14 protein-coding genes are annotated in these 16775 nt (G+C 64.0%); 9 read left to right on the top strand and 5 right to left on the bottom strand.

Translation table 11 applies throughout. The features are described 5' to 3' along the window. Window positions 1-41 precede the first annotated feature (41 nt). Window positions 42-992, top strand: coding sequence for a hypothetical protein (locus AB4074_RS14320; protein WP_441413970.1), 951 nt, complete (start codon window positions 42-44; stop codon window positions 990-992). A 107-nt stretch (window positions 993-1099) separates the two neighbouring features. Then, window positions 1100-2602 (top strand): hypothetical protein, encoded by a 1503-nt coding sequence (locus AB4074_RS14325; RefSeq protein WP_441413971.1) that lies wholly within the window; start codon window positions 1100-1102, stop codon window positions 2600-2602. 121 nt (window positions 2603-2723) lie between these two features. On the opposite strand, the gene AB4074_RS14330 is transcribed toward AB4074_RS14325, so the two are convergent. After that, complete coding sequence (locus AB4074_RS14330) at window positions 2724-4211, bottom strand: chlorohydrolase family protein (RefSeq protein ID WP_441413972.1); 1488 nt, start codon at window positions 4209-4211, stop codon at window positions 2724-2726. A gap of 211 nt (window positions 4212-4422) precedes the next feature. Here AB4074_RS14330 and AB4074_RS14335 point away from each other — a divergent pair, with 211 nt between their 5' ends. After that, entirely contained in the window at window positions 4423-5832 is a 1410-nt protein-coding gene (locus AB4074_RS14335) for a DUF3100 domain-containing protein (protein WP_441413973.1), read from the top strand. An 878-nt stretch (window positions 5833-6710) separates the two neighbouring features. Continuing rightward, window positions 6711-7208, top strand: coding sequence for a uracil-DNA glycosylase (locus tag AB4074_RS14340; protein WP_345450232.1), 498 nt, complete (start codon window positions 6711-6713; stop codon window positions 7206-7208). A 5-nt stretch (window positions 7209-7213) separates the two neighbouring features. On the opposite strand, the gene AB4074_RS14345 is transcribed toward AB4074_RS14340, so the two are convergent. From AB4074_RS14345 to AB4074_RS14355, 3 genes are all read right to left on the bottom strand, one after another. Continuing rightward, window positions 7214-7660 carry a DoxX family protein gene (locus tag AB4074_RS14345; RefSeq protein ID WP_437772829.1) on the bottom strand — a complete coding sequence of 149 codons (447 nt, stop codon included), beginning with the start codon at window positions 7658-7660 and terminating at the stop codon, window positions 7214-7216. A gap of 67 nt (window positions 7661-7727) precedes the next feature. After that, a complete protein-coding gene (locus AB4074_RS14350) occupies window positions 7728-8420 on the bottom strand; it encodes a phosphonatase-like hydrolase (RefSeq protein ID WP_441413974.1) in 693 nt (230 codons plus the stop codon). Window positions 8421-8433: 13 nt separating this feature from the next. Further along, window positions 8434-9189, bottom strand: coding sequence for a GntR family transcriptional regulator (locus tag AB4074_RS14355; protein ID WP_441413975.1), 756 nt, complete (start codon window positions 9187-9189; stop codon window positions 8434-8436). Between the two features lie 163 nt (window positions 9190-9352). On the opposite strand from AB4074_RS14355, the gene AB4074_RS14360 reads away from it, so the two are divergent. The 5 genes from AB4074_RS14360 to AB4074_RS14380 all read left to right on the top strand — a co-directional run bounded on the left by AB4074_RS14360 (window position 9353) and on the right by AB4074_RS14380 (window position 14268). Beyond that, complete coding sequence (locus AB4074_RS14360; RefSeq protein ID WP_441413976.1) at window positions 9353-10561, top strand: TIGR03364 family FAD-dependent oxidoreductase; 1209 nt, start codon at window positions 9353-9355, stop codon at window positions 10559-10561. Window positions 10562-10597: 36 nt separating this feature from the next. Beyond that, window positions 10598-11533 carry a phosphate/phosphite/phosphonate ABC transporter substrate-binding protein gene (phnD, locus tag AB4074_RS14365; protein WP_441413977.1) on the top strand — a complete coding sequence of 312 codons (936 nt, stop codon included), beginning with the start codon at window positions 10598-10600 and terminating at the stop codon, window positions 11531-11533. Next, complete coding sequence (locus AB4074_RS14370; RefSeq protein WP_441413978.1) at window positions 11533-12297, top strand: phosphonate ABC transporter ATP-binding protein; 765 nt, start codon at window positions 11533-11535, stop codon at window positions 12295-12297. The genes phnD and AB4074_RS14370 overlap by 1 nt, the downstream gene beginning before the upstream one ends. A 2-nt stretch (window positions 12298-12299) precedes the next feature. Further along, window positions 12300-13106 carry a phosphonate ABC transporter, permease protein PhnE gene (gene phnE / locus AB4074_RS14375; RefSeq protein WP_441414027.1) on the top strand — a complete coding sequence of 269 codons (807 nt, stop codon included), beginning with the start codon at window positions 12300-12302 and terminating at the stop codon, window positions 13104-13106. Window positions 13107-13167: 61 nt separating this feature from the next. Next, complete coding sequence (locus AB4074_RS14380; RefSeq protein WP_441414028.1) at window positions 13168-14268, top strand: FAD-dependent oxidoreductase; 1101 nt, start codon at window positions 13168-13170, stop codon at window positions 14266-14268. A gap of 80 nt (window positions 14269-14348) precedes the next feature. On the opposite strand, the gene AB4074_RS14385 is transcribed toward AB4074_RS14380, so the two are convergent. Beyond that, window positions 14349-16568: an NADP-dependent isocitrate dehydrogenase gene (locus AB4074_RS14385; protein ID WP_441413979.1), complete on the bottom strand. Its 2220-nt coding sequence runs from the start codon at window positions 16566-16568 to the stop codon at window positions 14349-14351. Window positions 16569-16775: the final 207 nt, after the last annotated feature.

Here is a 16775-nt window from a genome sequence, read left to right on the forward strand (position 1 = left end):
GGAGCGATCGCCTATCGAAGCTGACGCTGGGGGGTGTCGAGATGGAAGCAGAGCAAGGTAAGCCGCACGTTCTTCATGTTCTCCGCTCCGTCATGCTCGCCGGCGCCGGCGCCGTCGTTTGGATAGCCCTCTCCTCCACGGCAGCCAACGCTGATTCCGGGAACACCAACAACCACACCCTTTTGGGCGGTGCGGGCTCCGCAGTGTCAAACGTTGTACACAACGCTGCAAAGGGACTTCCCGGAACCCCCGGCAATGCCGTTGCGGCAGTTGTCGCATCCGTGCCGGCCCCGGCCGTAGTATCCGTTCCAGTCCCCGAGGTCCAGCTACCAGCGGTCCAGGTGCCGCCCGCGGTAGTCAACGAACTTCCCCAGCTGACCGGGAGCGTCGACCAACTTCTGGCCAACACGCCCGTGGTCAGCGCAGTCCTCCCTGAGGGGACCGTTGGTGCCGTGACTGCAAGCGTTGTCTCGCCGGCAGCGAGCGCGGTTGACGGGGTTGGGTCAAGCGTCGGTTCCTTGATCGGCGGCCTTCCGGTCACCGTCCAAGAGATAGCTGTCCCTTCCATCCACGTCCCCGATGTCACCGGAATAGTTGAAGCCCTTGCAGCGGGACCCGCTGTAATTGAGCCCGCTGCCGGAGTCCCTTCAACGGTGGCTCAGGATGTCGCGGCTCCGCTGCTCAGCCTCGCTGGCTACAGTGGCCCGCCGGGCCTGAATGGGACTCCTTCGAATGCGGCAGTCCGCGCTACTAGCGGTTCCAACGATCCTTCCGCGTCCCGGTCCGACGGCACATTCCCGCCCGGTACACCAGGCGGCAGCGACACCGTCAGTGGATCTGCAGTCCTTTCCAGCAATCCTTCGGGGGCTGGCGCTGCCTGGCTCCAAGGCACGAACCTTTCTTACCCGTTGACTGGGACCCTAGTGTCCACAGCTGCTGCTGGCAGAGTTCCGGCTCCGGTGTCGTTCGACCCGGGTTCTTCACCTGACTAGTTCCGAGCCCCGCCGCTTTCCCGGAAGTTCATTCCGGGCCGCGGCAAACGGCCGATCCGGGCGCTCCTATGCGCCTTTTGGAACTACTCGTTCAGGAGAACAACATAATGCACAGCATGATTCGCAAGGGGCTGCTTGGCACCCTCTTTGCCGGTGGGTTGATAGCCCTCGGCGCAACTGCCGCGAACGCGGCAGACACCACTACAAGTGCGCTAGGCAATGCCTCAGGCACTCAAGTCGTTGCACCGGTGTCCATTCCGGTGAACCTCGGGTCGACGTCGCTCTCAATACTTGGAAATTCGGGCGCCGCGACCACCACCCCTGCACTCGCCCCGGTTCCGGCCCCGGCGATCAATTCCGGCGGAGCAGCCGTCCCGTCCGGAACCCAGGTGGTGGCTCCGATATCGGTCCCTGTTAATATCGGAGCCACCTCACTGGCAGTTCTGAGCAATTCCGCCCCTGGAACGGCCTCTGGCACCCAGGCGACGGCTCCCGTCAACGCGCCTGTCACCGTGGGTGACACCTCGGTCAGCGTCCTCAGCACGACGCCGACAGGCGGCACCACCGGAGGCACCGGCGCCACTGCGCCTGTAACCGGACTGGCCACCGTCGGTGACACCTCGGTCAACGTCCTCAGCACGACGCCGACAGGTACCGGCGGAGGCGCCGGCGTCGCGGCGCCTGTAACCGCTCCTGTCACCGTGGGTGACACCTCGGTCAACGTCCTCAGCACGACGCCGGCAGGCACCACCGGAGGCACCGGCGTCACCGCGCCGGTGAACGGACTGGCCACCGTGGGTGACACCTCGGTCAACGTCCTCAGCACGACGCCGACCGGCACCACCGGAGGCACCGGCGTCACGGCGCCTGTAACCGGACTGGCAACCGTGGGTGACACCTCGGTCAACGTCCTCAGCACGACGCCGACGGGATCCACGGGAGGCACCGGCGTCACCGCGCCGGTAACCGCTCCTGTCACCGTGGGTGACACCTCGGTCAACCTGCTCGGTACCGCGCCAACTGCAGCTACCGGCATCCTCTCGGGTACGGGACTCACCGCGCCCCTGGACCTGCTCGGCACTACCCCGACGGGATCCACGGGAGGCACCGGCGTCACCGCGCCGGTAACCGCTCCTGTCACCGTGGGTGACACCTCGGTCAACCTGCTTGGCACCACGCCGACAGGTACCGGCATCCTCTCAGGCACGGGACTCACCTCAGCCTTGGGTCTTCCGCTGACGATCGGCACCGCATCGGTAGGTTTTGGTCTGCCTTCTGGCGTCACGAACCCGTCGACAGTCACCCCGCCTGTCGTGAACCAGCCGGTCGTGAACCAGCCGGTCGTGAACCAGCCGGTCGGTTCCCAGGGCTTCGTCGATCCGGCTGCAGCCGTTCCTTCGGTTGGGACGCCGTCGGCAATCGCATCCGGAACTGCAGCACAAGCCAATGCGGCCTCTGCCAGTGCAGCGGTTGCTGTTGGGGCTGGAACGGCCGTTCTCGCAAGCACTGGCTTCAATGGCCTGTGGTTGCTGTTCGCGGCAGCTCTGCTGCTGCTTGGACTCATCGTGATGGTAGGTAGCCGGAAGATCCGGGCAACAATTCCCGCATAATCACTGGCTCGGGCTGCTCCACCGCACTGAATATAGCCCGTTACCGGCTCCTCCGCAGGGCAAACAGCCCCGCGGAGGAGCTCATGTGTGGAACCACGGGGAGATCCCAACCTTCGGTGCGTTACGCCGTCGTGCTATGGATCTGGACCGCCGCTGGGGAGTACACCGGGGGAAACAGCACGGAGGCATCGCGCCGCCGGTAGTCGCGTTCACCGTAGGCTTCCACCATCTGCCCAAAAAGCTGCTGACCCTCACCGCGCAGTTCATCCAGTTCGACGCCTGGGAGGGAGCCGTCAACAACTACGGGGCGGCCTGCAACGTACGTGTCGGTGACATTGCGTGCCGAACCGTTGAGGATTAGCGTTCGCAATGGATCTTCCACGACCCCATCACGGAAGTCCCCTAGAGAGGCGACCATGATGTCAGCTTGGGCGCCCGGACACAGGCGTCCCAGGTCGTCGCGGCCCAATGCCTTGGCACCACCCAAAGTGGCAGCGTCGAAGAACGCCGACACCGTGCCGGCGTCCCGCCGACCCTCCGCGATGCGCGCCAGATGCGTGCCGATATCGATGCCCTTGACCAGGTCCGGCGGGAACGAATCGGTTCCCAGACACATGTTGACCCCGGCAGCCGCGAAGGCGTCAAAGGACTTGAGCATGCCTGAGTAGTGGAAGGACGTCAATGGGCAGTGAATGATGCTGACGTCGTGCCGGGCCAGCACACCCAACGGGCCGCCCTCTGCGCTGGAGGACGGGTCGGTGCCGTCGATAACAACCCCATGCGGGATGAGGAGCCGTGTGTCCAGCAGGCCGGAATCCGAAAGCTGCTCCAGGACGGTGCGCCCCGTGAGCTTGACGAGGAACCCGTCTTCATTCGCCCCCTGGAGGCAATGGAGGCGGACCAATGCGTTGCGTTCGGTGGCCAGCTCGGCAGTCCGGCGCATCAGTTCGTCTGAAAGTGTCTCGATTCGGCACGGCAGCAGGACACCGGTAAGCAACGGATGTCCTAGCTCGTCGGCGTAGTCGAGGAACCGTGCGGCGTCGGCGAATCCTTTATGTCCTTCCTCCTCGTCGAAGAGGATCACGCGTTGGCCGTCGTCGTCGGTGACGTTGATCCCCGAGCGGTACGCGGGGCCCAGGAAACCGCGCAGGCCGAGCTCGATGCTGGACTGCGCCATCCCTTTGAGTTCTTCGAAGGTTTCAGCCCATGAGCTGTGGATCTCCGAAGCAATCGGCATGTAAGTGGTCACGCCGTGCAAGGCCAGCTGCGCCAGTGCGAACTTTCGCACGCTCTGGCGCTGCGCCGCGGTGAAGACATCGCGCCGGCGGTTGTGGAAGTAGTCCTCGGACCATTGCAAGCCCGGGGCGGCCTCGTCTGTGGGCCAGGAGTCGAAGATCATGTGATCAATGTCCGTCAGGGCATCGAGATCGATGAGGCCAGGTGCGATGAGGCTCTGTCCAAAGTCCCGGCGTTCGTCCACAGGACCCATGTAGTCGGTACCGACATAGACGATCTCGTCGTCCCGCATCACGACCTGCCCATCCGTGTGCATCACGTGCCTGGTCCCGTCATAGCCAAGGACGTACCGGGCAGAAAGCTGAGTGATCATAAACCCTCCAAGTTTGGTATCCCAGGTCAGATAGCCGCAGATCAAGTTTCGAAGTCGGCCAAGCATATGGACGCCTTCAATTACGGGATTATGAGCGGCATTTGTGACATGTCTTGCATTGCGATGTGATCCACCTTACCATCTTTGGTATACCAAATGGCGTGGACTATTCCGTCCTTTCGCCACTGCAGCACACGAAGGGTGCACAACAATGAAGAACCAATCCACAACCACTCCGGAGGTGGATACGCCCGTAGTCAATGTCGATCACGGACCGGCCCGCCTGTTCACCCCGACCGCAAGGCAATGGGGATCGATGATCCTGCTGTCCACTGCCGTCTGCGCCGTGGCCATCCTGGCCGGAACGCACAAGATTCCCCTGGGAAACGCCGCAATCGTGCTCATGCCCGTCTTGTGGGCGGTGCTGATGGGCGCCGTCATCGGCGTCCAGAAGGTGCGCCCCATGTCCGGCCAAAGCCGTGCCGTGGCCTCGGTATTGCTCAACGTCAGCATCGTCATGTTCCTGGGGGCCCTCGGCACCCAGGTGGGACCTTCTTTCGCCAAGCTGACCTCGCTCGGCCCGGCCATCCTGCTCCAGGAAGTAGGCCACATCTTCGGAACGGTCATCATCGCCCTGCCGGTCGGCGTCGCGCTGGGCATGGGCCGCACGGCGATCGGTGCCACTTGGGCAATCGACCGCGAATCCTACTTGGCCTACGCATTGCAGCGTTTCGGCGTGAAATCCCCGGTCTACCGCGGCGTGTTCTCCGTGTGGCTTCTGGGCAGCGTCTTCGGTGCAGTCTTCATCTCCCTGCTGGCCGGACTGCTCGGCGGGATGGGTATCTTCGACCCACTTGCACTGGCGCTGGGCCTGGGTCTCGGCTCGGGATCCATGATGCTTGGCGGCGTGGCGGCCCTGTCCATCCTTTGTCCGGGGCAGGCACCGGAGATCATGGCGCTGGCGGCCCTGTCGAACCTCGTGACGAACCTTGTGGGCTTCTACGCCGGGGCCTTCCTTTCGTTGCCGATGTCCTTGCGGCTCTACAAGTTCTGGGCGCGCCTCTTCCGCCGCGATGACGAGGGCAGGCGTCTTGACCGCCATGGGAACGCTGTTGCCGCGAAGATGCGCCGGCCAGAGGCCCGAAACAAGGTGGACGTTTCGGCTGTGCTCCAGGACCCCGAGGTGCGCACGAAGCCTTCGACATGGATCATCGCTTTCGTTGCAAGCATCGCCGCGGGCGTGGTCCTCAACGCCTTGGGTACCAAGTCCATAAGCGTCAACGACGTCATTGGCGTGGTGATCCTTGGCCTCCTTACCGCTCTGGCATTCGTACTCGCAAAATACGTCCCCGCCGTGCCGTCGAGCGTATGGGTCCTTGCACTCGCCACCCTGGCAACGGCTCCGATCCTGCCGTTCAGTGGCATGATTGTCTCCTTCACCCACAACCTTGACCCGCTCTACGTGGGCCTTGGCTCGATCGCCTTGCTCGGCATGAACGTGGGGCGCGACATCAACGCCCTGAAGACCCTGAACTGGCGCACGGTCATTGTGGCGACAATCACGTTCTCCGCAAGTTTCATAGCAGCTGCGGCACTTGCACAATTCGTCATCCATGTCTGAGCTGTGGCACTGAACAACTGACGCCGAACAAGGGCGGTGGAATGGACTCTTTCGTTCATTCCACCGCCCTCTCGTGTCTCTGCTCCCGCCCTCGGCGGCGCATCCGGGTGATGTTCGACGCATCGCGGTTCCTTCACGCCCCGGGGCTGCGCGACATACCGCGTCAGGTGAACGGCGGAAGGACACCAGACCACCTGTGGCTTGCTAAGATCTAAAGGCTCAACCCGGCCCCCGGGAGAGCCCCCCATCAACTGGTCCGGAACGGACGTGCCCCGACGCGCCCGATACCGGCCCCTGCCCGACCCCAGGAGACCCCTGCTCTCATGACCGCATTGGCCGAACCGGACTTTTTCGAGGTACACGACGAGGATTACCGCAGCGAACTGGACTCGCGGTACGAGGAAGGTTTCGGGCGCGGCCCCGAGCTCGACGACGACTACGGCAGCGGCTACGACGAACTCGACAAGCTCTTCGATGGTTTGTTCGACGACGAGGATGACCTGGACGCACCGGCCAAGGCCGAAAAGAAGGTTCCGGCCCGGAAATACACTCCGAAGGCCTCCGCCGTTAAGACGGCCGCGCCGAAGAAGGCTTCCTCAATTTCGATGCCCAAGGCCAGCCCGGTCGTTACCCGCAAGGTGGAACCTGTTGCCGCTCCCGCCGTCGAAGAGACGCCGACGGTAACCGTCGTCGAGCCGGCCGTCGTCGAGCCCGCCGCCGTCGAACCGGCGAGCCCCGCAGCGGCTCCCGCCGAAGAAGCCGTGACCCCTTCGGTTCCGGACAGCCCCTTCTTCGCCCCGCACATCGCGCCGGTCAACGAGCATGTGGAGTTCCTCCGCAAGCTCCGCCCGGGCTTCGAAGTCCCCTACGTGGATCCGATGCACTCCGTGGAGGACTGCCGGATTGTCACCCTGTTTTCCAACACCAGCGAGGCCTCCTCGCGGGGCGTTGTCTGGGCCGGCGACGACGCCGCCGCCACCCGGCTACTGGGCCTGCAGTTCCAACTCGGCCTGCGCCCGGAATGGATGATGCCGTGGAACACCCACCCGTGGTTCACTCCCGGCGAGGCGAACGGAAAGCTGACTCCGGAGCAGGTCGCGGCCGGCCTCAAGCCGCTCCTCGCTTTCCTCAAACTCGTTCCACGCGCCTCGGCGATCGTCGCCCACGGAACGGAAGCCAACCGCTTGGCGCAAATGCTCCTCAAGACCGACAACCAGCTGATCTGGCGCCGCGGCCTGAAGGTCTACAAGGCCCGTTCGCTGCACGGGCGCGCCTTCGCCGGTTCCAAGGAGCGCCAGACCGAATGGCTGATAGAAATGGGCCGCTCCTACGCGGACGCCATGGCCCGCGCGGGTCTCCAGGCCGGACGACGCTAGGGCGCCTAGCGTCGTGACTTCCGGGCTGGCTTCCCGGCAAACAGTTTCCGGTCCAACGAAAGCGCCCCGGAACCGATGAAGGCAAACGCCAACGCCAACGCGATATACAGAATGAGCAGCTCCGCGTTGATTCCGGGACTATTGCTCAACAATGGCTTGCCTGATTCGGTGACAAACCAGATCCCTGCGTACATGAGGGCAGCCAGGAAGCCAGCCACCCTGGTCAGGGCGCCGAGCACCAAAAGCGCGCCCAAACCGGTTTCGCCCCAGATGACGAGCCAGGACATCAGCTCCGCTTTTTGAACACCCATGGCAGCGATGGTTGCCTCGAACGCAGGCTGCCCCGCGAGCAGCTTCTGGACACCATGCAGCAGCAAAAGGCCGCCGAACACGATCCTCAGAAACGCGATGCCACGCGAGGACGAGATCTGCGAGGGAAGGAGGAATTTCACCCGGTCCAATCTTCCATGCCGAGGGCACGGCTCAAAACAGCCGCTCCGTCCAAGCGGCCGTTCTGAATCAAGCCAACAGCGCCGGAATGTCCTTGACTCCCGCCAGGATGTGATCGTGCGGGTGTGCGGAGAGTTCCTCGCATCCCAGTTTTCCGGTCAGGACACCGACCGCCGCCACCCCCGCGTTCTTGGCCGCTTTGAGGTCGTTCGTGGTGTCGCCTGCAGCAAGCACTTCTCGGACGTCGGTCACTCCCGTCAACTCCATGGCGCGATGGATCATATGGGGTGCCGGACGTCCTGCAGCCACATCGTCAGAGCAGACGACGGCGTCAAGCAAGCCGCCGCCGTCGGGCGCTGTACCCGCGCTCGCAAGCGACCAGCCGAGCCTCGCCAGGAGCGGCTCCGCGACATCGCGGGAGAATCCCGTGGTCAGGGCAATCTTGACGCCCCGGCTGCGCAATTCGCGGAAGGCGTCCTCAACGCCGTCGAGCGCTACCGGCGGGTTCTGCTCGTAAGAGTCAGCGAGAAGCTCCTTGAAGCGGAGAAAGGCTGCCTGGACAATCTCCGGCGTGGCAGTTCCACCGCCCTTGGTGATGAGCGCCGTGATGGCTTCCACTTTGTCGGCTCCCATCCATTCCTGGACGGCTTCGGGGGTGGTGCTTGCCCCGGCCTCCTCCACGCAGCGGGCCAACGCTAAGTAGACATCCCCGTGTTCGTCGATGGTGGTTCCGGCCATGTCGCAGGCGACGAGCTTGATCATGCGTTCCTCTGGTCTATTCGGCGTGGATGCGCACCAAGGCGGCGCGGCGTTCCGCGGTGTTGTCGATGGTGAAATTGGTGAGCGCCGGCAAGTAGCGGTCCTCTGAGTATTCGATGGCAGTACCGTTGGCCGAGCTGGTCACGCGGCGTTCCCGCAAAAGGGCAATCCCTTCGGCTTGTTCGAGCAGTTCCGCGTCTTCCTCGCTCGCGGCGACAGCGTCGATGGTGTGGCGGGCACTGTAGAGGTCCACGCCTTGAGCCTTCAGGAAAGCGAAGATAGAGCCGGAATCGGTGTCGAAATCGAAGAGCAGCCGGCCGACCTCGAGGATGAAGCTCGTCCGCTCGATCATGGCAGGCACGCCATCCAAGGAGCGGACGCGCAGCAGCTCAACCACTTTCTCCCCCGGCTCCAGCCCAAGCGCGTCGGCCGCTTCGGCGTTAGCCTCGCGGCGCGCCACCTCCAACGTTCGTTGCCCGGGGGTCTTGCCGATGCCGATGGCCCATTCGGTGAAGGAATTGAAAGTCGAGAACGACTGTGACGGGACGGTCGAACGCACCATCGGCGGGCGGCCGCGGCCACCCGTGACGGCGCCCTCTGCCCGCAGGAAGGCGAGCGCCTGGCGGATGGGCCCACGGGACGTCCCGAACTCCTTGCAAAGCGCGGCCTCGCTGGGCAATTGCGAGCCCGGCGGCCAGGTGCCGTCCGTGATGCGGCGCATGAACTCCTCACTGAGGCGGACATGTAGGGGTGCGTTCTGCTGGATACTCACGAGTTGATAATACAAGTTGGTGCGGCCTGACGTCTCATATTTCCCGGCCTGAAGGTAAACGATGCATGAACCATCGAAGCCTAAAGTAAAGTCTCGGTAAACTTGTATATACAAGTGGTGTTCTGGCTTGATTCCGCCTTCCAAGCAGTCCAATGTCAATGGCGTGAACATCCAACCTTCTCCATCCGGCGGTCCGGCTGCGACAGCATCACGCTCGGATATTGTGATTGTGGGCGCCGGCATCGTCGGGCTCGCACACGCCGCACACGCGGTCGCCAACGGCCGGAGCGTGACGATCCTCGAGCGCGACCACCACGCCGTCGGCGCCTCTGTCAGGAACTTCGGCCACTGCTGCATCACTGCCCAATCCGGCGAGCTCCACGAATTGGCACTCACGTCCCGAAAGTACTGGCTCGAGTTCGCAGCCCTGGCCGGTTTTTGGGCCGCCGAATCCGGCGCCGTCGTGCTCGCCCGGACGGAAGCCGAAATGAACGTGCTCCGGGAGCTGTCCGCAGCCCGCGAGGAGGGCCAAGTCGAACTGCTCTCCCCAGCCGGGGTGCGGTCGCGGCTGGGCTCCAGCGCGGACGGAACCACGCCCGAGGACGGCGGAGCGGCCGTCGCTTCGTGGCCCGGTTTGGTGGGCGGAGCCTTCCTCCGGGACGACTTGCGGGTGGATCCCCGCACCACGGTCGCCAAGCTCGCCGACTGGCTCGCCCGCCAACCCGGCGTAACCATCCATTGGAATACCGCCGCCCTCGGCTTTGAAGATATTGCTGGCCAACCCACGGTCCACACTTCCCGTTGTGACTTTCAAGGCAAGCAGGTGTTCGTCTGCGTTGGCCACGACGTCGACTATCTGTTTCCGTCGCTTGCCGAGGAGCACCGGATCGAACGCTGCGTCCTGCAAATGTCCCGCGCCGCCCAGCCACATGGGCTGACGATCGGCCCGGCGGTCCTCACCGCGACGTCAATGCTCCGCTACCCTGCCTTCACGGACATGCCGGCTGCTGCCGCGCTGCGGGCCGAAGTGGAGCAGGACCGGCCCGAGCTCATGGATATCGGAGCGAACGTGATGTTCACGCAGCGCCCCGACGGGACGCTGATCCTCGGGGACTCGCACCAATACCACCGCACCGCCTCGCCGTTCATGGATGAAACCGTCACCACCATTTTGAACACGGACATCGAGTCGGCCATCGGGATGCCTTTGGACGTCATCGAACGCTGGCAGGGAATCTATGCCTCCAGCTCCGTGGCACCCATCCTGGTCCGCGAAACCCAACCCGGCGTCACGGTCGTCTTGGTGACGTCCGGCGTCGGAATGACCTTGTCCTTTGGACTCGCACACCGCAACATCTCCCGGCTTTACTGACCCGTTCTTCCCTTCCCGTTCTCGAAAAGGACTCCCATGAAAACGAAACTCTTCACCTCCTCCGCGCTTGCCATCCCTGTGGCGCTGGCCCTCTCCGCCTGCGGAGGGGCCGCGAATTCCGCCGGGAGCCCGGGTGGAAGCGCAAGCACCGGCAGCAACGCGACGTGCCCCGGCGGTGAGATCAAGTTCGGCATCGAACCCTATGAGGATCCGGCCAAGCTGACCCCCGCCTACGATGTCCTGGCCGCCGCGCTCTCCAAGAAGCTCAACTGCCCCGTCAAGGTCCAGGTGGTGGAAGACTACTCCGCTGAAGTCCTCGCGATGCGCAACGGCACACTGGATCTGGGCGAGTTCGGCCCGCTCGGCTTTGTGTTCGCCAGCCAGAAGGCCGGCGCCGAACCACTTGTTTCCTTCGCCACGGCCGACAAGAAGCTAAGCAGCTACTCCGCAGGAATCTGGGTGGCCAAGGACAGCCCCATCAAGGAGATCGATGACCTCAAGGGGAAGTCCCTTGCGCTTGGCAGCGTGGGTTCCACATCCGGAGACGTCCTCCCCCGTTTCGGCCTTCGAGGCGTGGGCATTGCCGATTCCGACCTCAAGATGGACTACACGGGCGGACACCCCGAAGCCTTGCTGGCGCTGAAGAACGGCAAGGTGGACGCAGCAGAAATCAACACGCAGACCCTTGCCACCGCAACCGCAGCGGGAACGTTCAAGCAAGACGATTTCCGTCGCATCTGGGCCTCCGACACCATCCCCAACGACCCCATCACGGTCCGTCCCGACGCCGACCCCGCTTTCAAGAAGGCCGTCAAGGATGCTTTCCTCAACCTGGACCCCGCTGACGTTGCCAAGGTCGGCGCTTTCCTCGACGTGACTCCTCCGGGTCCCATGATCGAGGTCACCAAGGACAACTACCAGCCGCTCTTCGACCTCGCCAAGACCATGAACCTGACGGAGAAGAACCTGTAATGAACTCCCCGTTGCTCTCCGTACGGGGCCTCCACAAGTCGTTCGGACACCGCCCGGTCCTCAAGGGCGTGGACTTCGATGTCCACGCCGGGGAACTCGTTGCCTTCCTCGGCGCCAATGGCTCCGGCAAGTCCACCACCCTGCGTTGCGTCATGGGGATCGCCCAGCCGGACGCCGGGGTCATCGCAGTCGGTGGCAACGATCTGGCAAGCTTGCCGTGGCCCCAATTGCAGGAGACCCGGCAACGGACGGCGATGATTTTCCAGAAGATCCACTTGGTGCCGCGCCGCACAGCCCTGGACAATGTCTGCGCCGGGGCCTTGGCCCGGATTCCCACCGGCCGCTCACTCTCTCCGTTGTTCTTTCCCCGTTCAGTCCAGCAGGAGGCTCTCGAATGCCTGGACCGGGTGGGCTTGGCCGACAGGGCCTTCGATCGCGTCGGCCGGCTGTCCGGCGGGCAACAGCAACGGGTCGCCGTAGCCCGGGCGCTCTGCCAGCGGGCGGACATCGTCCTCGCCGACGAACCCGTTTCCGCCCTGGATCCGCATGCCGCGGAGCAGGTCATGGCCCTCCTGCACCACCTCGCACACGTCGAAAAGCTCGCCGTCGCGGCCGTGCTTCACCAGCCTGATCTCGCCCTGCGACACACGGACCGCTGCATCGGATTGCTCCACGGCGCCATGGCCTTCGACCTCCCGTCGCCCGAGGTCGTCTCCGCCGACTTGGACGCCCTCTACGCCCCGGACCGGGTGGCGGTAGCGTGAAGATTGAAACCAAACCCTTTCCGATCCGCCACAAGCAGCCCCTGCGATGGATCGCGACGGCCGTGGCTGTTGCCGCCGTCGTCGTCCTCCACGCGCTGGCCATCCAGGGGACGGGTTTTGAGCCCGGGCTGTTGGTGGACGGGTGGAAGGGGATGGCTGCATTCGTAGCCGACGCTTTCCCACCGGACCTGAACTGGGACAAGACCATCCGGCCGGGGCTTGAGGCAACCCTCGTGACTCTCTGGATCGGCCTTCTGGGAACCACGTTCTCGGTTCCGTCCGCCCTGCTGCTGGCTGTGCTGGCATCAAGGAGCACGGCTCCGCACCGGCTCGTCTACCAGGGAGCACGCGCAGTCTTGTCCTTCTTCCGCGCGGTGCCGGACATTGTCTTCGCCCTGATCTTCGTTACGGCAGTGGGCCTTGGCCCGTTTGCCGGCGTGCTGGCCCTGATCTGCCACAACACTGGCGTGATGGGCAAGCTGTGGGCCGAGTCCATGGAAGAGAGCGACGGCGGCCCGCAGGAGGCACTGCGGACTGCCGGGGCCAACCGGATCCAGCAAGTTGCCAATGCCACGCTCCCCATGGTGGTGCCCCAGTTTGTCGGCCTGCTGCTCTACCGCTTCGACGTGAACGTGCGTTCGTCGCTGGTCCTGGGCTTGGTGGGAGCCGGCGGCATCGGGCTGCTGATCAACCAGTCCATCAAGTCGTTCCGCTTCGACGCCATGCTCACGCACATCATCATCGTGCTTGTTCTGATTATCGTGGTGGACCAGTTCTCGGCCTGGGTCCGCAGGAAGCTGGCGGCTTAGGCAGAATGGAACTGCAGCGGACCTCGAGGGGAGGCCGCAGGACAGGATGGGTGAATCCGGGATGGATGTTGACGTCGTCGTAGTCGGCGGAGGCGCAATGGGATCAGCTGCGGCGCGGCAGCTCGCACTCAGGGGGCGATCGGTGGTCCTCCTTGAGCAGTTTGAGGAGGGACACCATGTGGGCGCTTCGCACGGAGCCACGCGCAACTTCAATACGGCATATGCGGAGGACGATTATCTCGCCCTGGTCAGCGAAGCGAGGCACCTCTGGGACGGGCTCGCAGAGGAGACCGAAACGCAATTGTTGGATCTTGTGGGTCTGGCCAACCACGGAAACGTTGCCCGGCTCCGGGAAGTCCGTACCGCGCACGCAGAGCGGGGCATCGCAAGCCATTTCATCTCCGCCAAGGAGGCGTCACAGCGTTGGCCAGGCATGGTGTTCCGAAGCGATGTCCTCTTCGTGCCGGAATCGGGCCGGGTGCGGGCGGCCAAGGCCCTCAGGGCGCTGCGCACATCGGCCGAGGCACACGGTGCCCGCTTCGAGTATTCGACCCCTGCTCGCGAGATCCGCGTCCTCGGCGAGGATCGCGCCGTCGTCGTGACTGATTCGCTGGAGATCACCGCGCGCCGGCTTGTCATCACGGCGGGAGCCTGGACCAGCAAGCTTGTCGGGGCGCAGGTGCCGCTCCCCCGTTTGGTGGTCACCCAGGAGCAACCTGCCCATTTCGCGCCCATCGACGACTCCCAGTCCTGGCCGAGTTTCAACCACGCGCCGGACCCCGGAGATCCCCGTGACGACTATTGGTACAGCCCTGTCTATGGGATGCTCACGCCGGGCGAAGGGGTCAAGGCGGGGTGGCACGGCGTAGGGCCGGTTACCGATCCTGATGCCCGCACGTTCCAACCCGAGGCGGGCCAGCTGGAGGCCCTCCGCCGCTACGCTCGTGAATGGCTGCCGGGGGTCGACGCCGAATCGGCGGTTCCCATCACCTGCACCTACACGAGCACGGCCAACGAAGACTTCGTTCTCGACCGTTTTGGACCGCTGGTGGTCGGGGCCGGGTTCTCCGGGCACGGATTCAAGTTCACCCCTGCTATCGGCCGAGTACTTGCCGATCTTGTCGAGGGGCTCGACGCGCCGCACCGCTTCCGCCGCGCTTAAATGCAACTGACTCGCAGTTGTTGTCGTTATGAACCCTCAAAACGACAACAACTGCGAGTCAGTTGGGTGGTGCGGGGCCCTTAGTTCAGCGTGGCGACAACCTCGTTGAGCTTCGCGGAAGGACGCATCACGGTCTCTGCCCTTGCGGCGTCGGGGCGGTAGTAGCCGCCGATGTCGACAGGCGAACCCTGGACTGCCAGCAGCTCGGCGATGATGGTGTCCTCATTGGAAGTCAGGGCCCCGGCGACGGCGGAGAACGCCGCGGCGAGCTCGGCGTCGTCGCTCTGCTGGGCCAGTTCCTGCGCCCAGTACTTGGCGAGGTAGTAGTGGCTGCCCCGGTTGTCGAGTTCGCCCACCTTGCGCTTCGGGGACTTGTTGTCCAGCAGGAACGTGCCCGTTGCGCGGTCCAGCGTGTCGGCGAGGACCTGGGCCCGCGCATTGCCGGTGGTGGTGGCAAGGTGCTCGAAGCTAACGGCCAGCGCGAGGAATTCGCCCAGGCTGTCCCAGCGCAAGTGGTTTTCCTGCAGGAGCTGCTGGACGTGCTTCGGAGCCGATCCGCCGGCACCGGTCTCGAAGAGGCCGCCGCCATTGATCAGCGGGACCACGGAGAGCATCTTGGCGCTGGTGCCAAGTTCGAGGATCGGGAACAGGTCGGTGAGGTAGTCGCGCAACACGTTGCCAGTCACCGAGATGGTGTCTTCGCCCTTGCGGATCCGCTCCAGCGTGAACGCGGTGGCCTTCTCCGGGGACATGATTTCGATCTGCAGGCCCTCGGTGTCGTGGTCCTTCAGGTATTCCTTGACCTTGGCGATCAGCTGGGCGTCGTGGGCGCGGGTTTCGTCGAGCCAGAAGACAGCCGGCATCTTTGAGGCGCGTGCACGGGTGACGGCCAGCTTGACCCAGTCGCGGATCGGCACGTCTTTGGTCTGGCAGGCGCGCCAGATGTCGCCCGGGGAGACCTGGTGTTCGATCAGCACGGTCCCGGAGGAATCCACAAGCTGCATGGTCCCGGCATACTCAACCTCGAAGGTCTTGTTGTGGCTGCCGTATTCCTCGGCCGCTTGTGCCATGAGGCCGACGTTCGGAACCGTACCCATGGTGGTGGGATCGAAGGCGCCGTGGGCACGGCAGTCGTCGATGACCACTTGGTAGACGTCCGCGTAGCAGCTGTCCGGGATGACCGCGAGGGTATCGGCTTCCTTGCCGTCCGGTCCCCACATGTGGCCGGAGCTGCGGATCATTGCCGGCATCGAAGCGTCAACAATGATGTCGCTGGGAACGTGCAGGTTGGTGATGCCCTTGTCGGAATCGACCATGGCCAGTGCCGGGCCGTCTGCCAGGCCCTTCTTGATGGCCGCCTTGATGCCTTCGCGGACGTCCTCCGGGAGTTCATCGAGGCCGTTGAGGATGGAAGCGAGGCCATTGTTGGCGCTCAGGCCGGCAGCAGCGATCTGCTTGCCATAGGTCTCGAAAAGCTCGGAGAAATACGCCTTGACGACGTGGCCGAACATGATCGGATCGGAGACCTTCATCATGGTGGCCTTCAGGTGCGCCGAGAACAGCACGCCTTCTTCCCTGGCGCGGACCACCTGGGCAGCCAGGAACTCGTCCAAGGCCGCGGCGCGCAGCACAGTGCCGTCCACTACTTCACCGGCGAGGACGGGGAAGGCCGGCTTGAGGACCTTGACGGTGCCGTCTTCGCGGACAATCTGGATCTTGACGGTGTCATCGGCGGGGATGACCACGGACTTCTCGTTGGAGCGGAAGTCGTTCTCCGTCATGTGCGCAACGTTGGTCTTGGAGTCCGCGCTCCAGGCACCCATGGAGTGCGGATTCTGGCGGGCGTAGTTCTTCACCGACAGGGGCGCGCGACGGTCCGAGTTGCCTTCACGCAGCACCGGGTTCACGGCCGAGCCCTTGATCTTGTCGTAACGCGAGCGGATGTCCGTCTCTTCGTCGGAGGAGGGGTTGTCCGGGTAGTCCGGAAGTGCGTAGCCCTGCCCCTGCAGTTCGGCAACGGCTGCCTTCAGCTGCGGGACGGACGCGCTGATGTTGGGGAGCTTGATGATGTTTGCTTCGGGCTTCTTTGCCAGTTCACCCAGTTCGGCCAGTGCGTCACTGATCCGCTGCTCTTCAGTCAGGTAGTCACCGAAGACGGCGATGATTCGGCCGGCCAGCGAAATGTCGCGGGTCTCGACCTCAACGCCGGCCGTCGAGGCGAAAGCTTCCACAATCGGCAGGAATGAGTACGTCGCCAGCATCGGCGCTTCGTCAGTGTGGGTATAGATAATCTTTGCCATTGGCGGGGCATCTCCCTGAAAGTCTGCAGATTTCAACATCTCTAACTTACCTGAGGGGGCCGGATTGCCGCGTACCGGGACGGCCCCGTACGAGCTGTGCAACGTCATACCCCGCCGCACCTTATGTACCTCCGCGCCAAATCGGAGTAGGTTCATGGGGTCAAACTGTGGCCGACGACACGTGGCCGCCAAACGATTGGCAGGACA

Source organism: Arthrobacter sp. 2MCAF14, assembly GCF_052115645.1.
Taxonomy (GTDB): domain Bacteria; phylum Actinomycetota; class Actinomycetes; order Actinomycetales; family Micrococcaceae; genus Arthrobacter.